At 64.2% G+C, this 4,785-nt stretch carries 2 protein-coding genes and 1 pseudogene; 2 read left to right on the forward strand and 1 reads right to left on the reverse strand.

Annotation, left to right across the window (positions count from 1 at the left end; all coding sequences use genetic code 11):
• The first annotated feature begins 810 nt into the window (after nt 1-810).
• Both BN1233_RS39130 and BN1233_RS39135 read left to right on the forward strand, forming a co-directional pair.
• On the forward strand, nt 811-4,053 hold the full coding sequence (locus BN1233_RS39130) for a heparan-alpha-glucosaminide N-acetyltransferase domain-containing protein (RefSeq protein ID WP_046869086.1): 3,243 nt from the start codon (nt 811-813) through the stop codon (nt 4,051-4,053).
• A 119-nt stretch (nt 4,054-4,172) separates the two neighbouring features.
• Nucleotides 4,173-4,469, forward strand: coding sequence for a cupin domain-containing protein (locus tag BN1233_RS39135; RefSeq protein ID WP_052764116.1), 297 nt, complete (start codon nt 4,173-4,175; stop codon nt 4,467-4,469).
• Here the strand turns inward: BN1233_RS39135 and BN1233_RS50310 are convergent.
• A pseudogene (locus tag BN1233_RS50310) lies at nt 4,464-4,785 on the reverse strand (transposase); the annotation flags it as partial. The gene BN1233_RS39135 and the pseudogene BN1233_RS50310 overlap by 6 nt on opposite strands.

Below are 4,785 nucleotides of genomic sequence, written 5' to 3' on the forward strand. Positions count from 1 at the left end.
ATAGACACGACGGCTTTGGACATCTTCAAGGTGAAGGATCACCGCGTTCCGGTGAATGCCGGCGTAGTCACCTGGAGTTTTCCGAAGGCGTCCGTCACATCACTTGAAATAGAGCTCTAGGTGCTTTGCGTGGGCGGCGCCCGCGGGGCAAGACGTCTATAACCTGACCGGAATTTTGAACCAGGCGCATTGAGAGCTTACTGCATGATTGCGGGTCTGGGGATGGCATTAATCAGATTATCGGAACGTTTGTTCTTACCGCTCCAGCCCGATGGTCTTGAGCCAGGCTGCGACGTCCACGTGCGCCTCCAGATGATTATCCAGGGTCAGGGCTCAACCGTGTTGCCATCTTGGCTCAAATCGCTGATGGGTGCTCGACTGGTCATCAAGGGCCGACCGATGCCCCGAGCCGTCTCGGCTGCCCTGGCGCGTCGCGACGTCTGTTGCGGGCACGACGCTACCCGTTGCCGAATGTCCGCAACGGGACAAGCCAAGTCCCTCAGCGGCCGTGTAGAGGTCCGCTGGTTTCGCGTGATCGGGCGTTCGCAGCCGTGAACTGATTTGTGAAAGTCGGGATTTGATCTGTCGGACCGTGCCGGCTTGTGCTGCCCTCAATCCTGGCGAGGGCAGCACCTCTCCCCTGAGCTTGCCAGCTCGTCGTCAGCGTTCCTGAGCCGTGATGTCAGACACAGATCGAGCCGGTGTGTCGTGTCACAACCAGGAGGTCGGGTCGACCAGCCTTCCGGAACGGGGAAGCAATCGTGTTGCTCCGGGTCCCAAGCACTGAACAACAGGGTCGCGAGGTACGTCATGGCCTTCTCGCCGGATCAGCTCAGCCCCTCATCGCTCCGGCTCAACGCCGTACTGCCGGTCCACCCTGCATCTCCTTCAGCCGCCGTCCGGTCCCGTCTTGCCTCCATTGATCTCCTGCGCGGGCTCGTGATGGTGCTCATGGCGCTGGATCACACCCGCGACTTCTTCGGCCCGAGTGGCATGAACCCACGGGACGTCGCCGAACCCGCGCTGTTCCTGACCCGCTGGATCACCCATTTCTGTGCACCCGTCTTCATCTTGCTCGCTGGCGTATCCGCCTGGCTGTACGGATCGCGCGACCACACCGTGCTGGAGGTAAGCCGCTATCTGTTCACCCGCGGCCTGTGGCTGATGCTGATGGAATTCACCCTGGTTCACGTCGGGTGGACCTTCGATCTCGGCTCCGGCTTCTTCATCACCCAGGTGATTTGGGTGATCGGCGCCTCAATGGTGGTCCTCTCGGGGTTGGTCTATCTGCCGCATGGCTGCATTGCCGGATTCGGGCTTGCCCTCATCGCCGGTCACAACCTTTTCGACGGTGTTCGGGCGGAGCAGTTTGGGGCCGCCGGCTGGATTTGGAACGTCCTGCATGTGCCGAAGCTCTTTCGCCTTGGCGGCGACAACACGCTGCTCGCGCTCTACCCGCTCATTCCATGGGCCGGCGTCATGGCAACAGGCTACGCACTCGGGCCGCTGTTCAAGGAGGATCGCGTGACCCGCACACGCCGGCTGATGGGGTTCGGCGCAGGGATCACGGTCGGGTTCGTAGTTCTGCGGTCCACGAACGTCTACGGGGATCCGGCACCCTGGACAGTCCAGGAGAGCATGCTCGCGACCGTGCTGTCGTTCCTGAACTGCGAGAAATACCCACCGTCGCTGCTCTACCTCATGATGACTCTCGGTCCGGGGCTCATTCTGCTCGCTGCTTTCGAGCGGGCGCAGGGGCGCTTGGCGGGTTGGTTCATCACCTTCGGGAAAGTGCCGTTCTTCTACTATGTCGCGCACCTCTTTCTGATCCATGCGCTGGCGGTCGCATTCGCGGGCGTGACCACGGGTGATGCGTCCTGGCTGCTCGGCCTGGACACCTCCGTGCGGCATCGGCATCCCGACCTGACTCCCCAGCAGCGGCGAACACGGACACTCGAGATCCTCGCCGGCCAGTTCCTCAGGCTGGCGGCCGAGCAGCCGGTGGTGCTGCGGATCGAGGATGCGCACTGGGTCGACCCGACGACGCTGGAGTTGATCGAGCTGATCCTCAGCCGCATCCCTCAGACGCGCGTGCTCATGCTCGTCACGGGTCGGCCAAGTTTCCAGCCCAGCTTCAGTCGCCACCAGCACGTGACGTGGCTCACGCTGAACCGGCTTCGCAGCCAGGATGCAAAGACGATCATCGAGGGTGTTGCCGGCGGAAGGGCCGTGCCCGATGAGGTCATGACGGAACTGCTCGCCAAGACGGATGGTGTGCCCCTGTTTCTCGAGGAGCTCACCCGCACCGTTCTGGAGTCGGGTCTGCTGCGCCGAACCGACACGGCCTACGTGGCCGACACACCCTTGCCTGCGCTTGCGGTCCCCTCATCCCTGCATGACTCCCTCATGGCACGCCTTGATCGGCTCCGTCCCGTCAAGGAGGTCGCGCAAACTGCTGCCTGCATCGGCCGGGAATTCACCTATGAGCTCCTCGCCGCCGTCATCACGGTACCCGAAGCCGAGTTGCGCGATGCCCTCGACCAACTCGCGGCAGCCGAGCTGGTGTTCGGCCAGGGAGCCCCGCCTGCCGCGAGCTACACGTTCAAGCATGCTCTCCTGCGCGATGCGGCCCACCAATCCCTGCTGAAGAGCCGGCGTGAGTACACGCACCGGCGCATCGCGCAGGTCCTGGAGGATCGGTTCCCCTCACTCGTGGAAAGCCAGCCGGAGCTGCTGGCCCGGCACCGCACCGAAGCCGGACTGACCGAGCCGGCGATCGAGTCCTGGCGGCGTGCCGGCGAGCGGAGCGCGGCCCGCTTCGCGAACCACGAGGCCATTGGCCATTTCCAACGGGCCCTCGACCTGGTGGAGAAGCTTGCGCCCTCCCCTCAGCGCGACCGCCTCGAGGCCGACCTGCGGCTCGCCCAGGTGGTGCCCCTGATCGCGGTCCATGGATTCGGCTCGCCGCTCGTGGAGGCCTGCGCCATGCGGGCCAAAGATCTCGGGGCCGGTCTCGGGGAATGGCCCGGCCGCTTTGCGGCTCATCGGGTGGTCTGGAATTCCTGCCTCATGCGGCGGCCGGTGCCGATGACCGTCGATCTGGCACGCCAACTCTTCTCCCTCGCAACCCAGGACGGTGACGTGGCGCGCCTGGCGATCGCCTGCCGGGCTCTCGGGTACTCGCTGTTCATCTCCGGCGAGCAGAGCGAAGCGGATCAGTTGCTGGAGCGCGGCGCCGGGCTGGCCGACAGCCTGACGGACGCCGAGTTCAAGATCTACGGCGAGCAGCCGCAGATCGTCTGCCGCCTCTACCGCGGAGCCGTTCACAGCCTGCTCGGCTTTCCCGAAGAGGCGGCCCGGATTGCCGAGGAGGGGCTTGTGAGGGCGCGCGCGCGCAACAATCCCCATACGCTTGCCTGGGCGCTCGTTTCGACGGGCAATGCCCATAACTTCGGGCGCAATGCGAGCGTGGCCGAAAGGCTCGGGGCCGAGGCGATCCAGGTTTCCCGGGAGCATCGCCTGCCGCAGTGGATCGCCTTCGCCCAGGAGATCCGCGGCTGGGCGCTGTGCCAGCTCGGCGAGTATCGCGAGGGTCTGGCTTTGCTGGAGGACAGCCTGCGCCGCCTGCATGCGACCGGGGCGGTCCTGCATTCGAGCCGGATCGGGTGTTACCTGGCTCAAGGATATCTGTTGTCGGGCCGCCCGAACGAGGCCCTCGCGCATCTCTCGGCGGCATGCCGGCACGGCGAAGCCTATGGCGAGCAGTACATGCTGGCTGAATTGCAGCGCCTGCACGCCGCCTTGCTGCGCACCCAGGGGGCTCCGGCTCAAGAGGTGGAGGGAAGTCTCTTGCTGGCCCGGGAAACCGCTCGCCGGCAAACCGCGAGGCTCCTGGAGTTGAGGGTTGCTACCGACCTCGCCAGGCTGTGGGCGCAGGGTGGCGAGCGCGAGAAGGCATGCGATCTGCTGCGTCCGGTGTGTGACGGGTTCCGTGACGGCTTGACTCTGCCAGACCTGAAGGAGGCGCGGGATTTGCTGAACTCCCTGTCCTGAGCCGACGAGCCTCCGACAGCCTCGACCGGGTCATTACTGGTGCGGAGGATGCATGTTTGCAGCTTGAGGGCTTGATCGACCGCCCAAGACGAGCCCCTACGGCAGGAGAGGAGAATACGATGCATGAGGAGCTGTCGAGCCTGGGTAACATCGAGTTGCTGGGCGACCGCTACAGGGCGATCCTTCCTGCCGTGGAATCAGATGGCGCAATATCCATCGTGGACAGCCTGGGCCCGGCCGGCAGTGGTGCTCCGCGTTATGTTCACGAGCGGGAGGATGAGACCGTCGTCGTCCTGACGGGCGAATGCGCGTCCTGGACGGAAGGCGAAACCATCGTAAAAGGAACAGGCGAGTCCGTTCTTTGTCCGTCGAGGTCGGGCGAAAAGCCTCTTAGAGTCGGTCCGAGTTGTTCATGAGCTTTGACAAAGCCTTGCGATCCTGCGGGTCATGAGGCGGATCATGGCGAGTTGCACGAAAGCCAGCTGCGTGCGGGTGAGGTTCTCCACGTCCTTGGCGAGCCGACGGCAGCGGCCCAACCAGCCAAAGGTTCTCTCAACAATCCAGCGCTTCGCGACAACGACGAAGTCTTTGGCGGCATCTGAGCGTTAGATGATTTCCAGAACCACCTGACCGGTCCGTTTCGCGGCCGCGGCGGTTTGTGGGCCGCTGGAGGCGCCATCAGCAAACAAGCGTTCCAGGAACCCGAACATGGGTCGCACACTCTTGAGAAGC

Origin of the sequence: Microvirga massiliensis (genome assembly GCF_001006805.1) — a bacterium.
GTDB classification, from domain to species: Bacteria; Pseudomonadota; Alphaproteobacteria; order Rhizobiales; family Beijerinckiaceae; genus Microvirga; species Microvirga massiliensis.

What these genes read in the sequence shown, in the direction of transcription:
- BN1233_RS39130 (WP_046869086.1), top strand. Translation starts at nt 811, where the DNA reads ATGGCCTTCTCGCCGGATCAGCTCAGCCCCTCATCGCTCCGGCTCAAC.
- BN1233_RS39135 (WP_052764116.1), top strand. Translation starts at nt 4,173, where the DNA reads ATGCATGAGGAGCTGTCGAGCCTGGGTAACATCGAGTTGCTGGGCGAC.